The sequence below is a fragment of the Streptomyces sp. SP17BM10 genome (assembly GCF_036322405.1).
Lineage (GTDB): Bacteria > Actinomycetota > Actinomycetes > Streptomycetales > Streptomycetaceae > Kitasatospora.
In genome coordinates this window covers 1-606 of the sequence record NZ_JAQYXB010000060.1, presented here as the reverse complement: position 1 = coordinate 606, position 606 = coordinate 1, and the positions used below count along the sequence as shown (strand labels likewise).

Below are 606 nucleotides of genomic sequence, written 5' to 3'. Positions count from 1 at the left end.
CTCGGCCTGCTCGGCGGCCAGCGGCGGGTCGGCGGCGGCGTGCTCGCGGGCCTCCATGCCTGCCTGGGCGGCGGCGGGCGGGCGCTGCTGGGCGGCGGGGGCGGGGGCCGCGGGGGGGGGGGCGCGCGGGGCCGGGCGGGGGCCGCCGGGGCCCGGCGCGGCCGCGCGCCGGGGCCGCCCCCGCCCCGCCCCCCCCCCCCCCCCCCCCCGCGCCGCCGCCGATGCGTACGCCGCCCCCGCCCGGACGGACGCCGTGCAGGCCGCCGCGGAGCTCACCGAGCGCCCCCCCACCGCGGCGGCCGCCCAGCGCGCCGAGGCCGAGGAACTGCTCGAGGCCGCCCGCACCCGGGGCGAGGCCGAGACGGTCGCCACCGCGCTGCGCGAGGAGACCCGGCGCGAGCACGAGGAGGCCGCCGCCGGACTCCAGCGCGAGCGCGAGGAGCCCGCGGAGCAGCTGGCCGCCGCGCGGGCCGCGCGCGAGCAGGCCGAACAGGGCGCCGAAGAGCTGACGAAGCGCACGGCCGCCGAGACGGCCGCCCTCCGCGAGGCCGCGGAAGCGTACGCCGGCGGCGTCCGCTGCGTGGCCGGGCTCACCGCGGCCGTACT

General features: G+C 85.6%; 1 protein-coding gene and 1 pseudogene. One reads left to right on the top strand and one right to left on the bottom strand.

Translation table 11 applies throughout. The annotated features are described in order from the left end of the window. On the bottom strand, positions 1-276 hold a 276-nt coding region (locus PUR71_RS00235; protein WP_329924249.1), incomplete at its 3' end, for a hypothetical protein. Here PUR71_RS00235 and PUR71_RS00230 point away from each other — a divergent pair. Continuing rightward, positions 254-606: pseudogene (locus tag PUR71_RS00230) on the top strand (hypothetical protein); the annotation flags it as partial. The gene PUR71_RS00235 and the pseudogene PUR71_RS00230 overlap by 23 nt on opposite strands.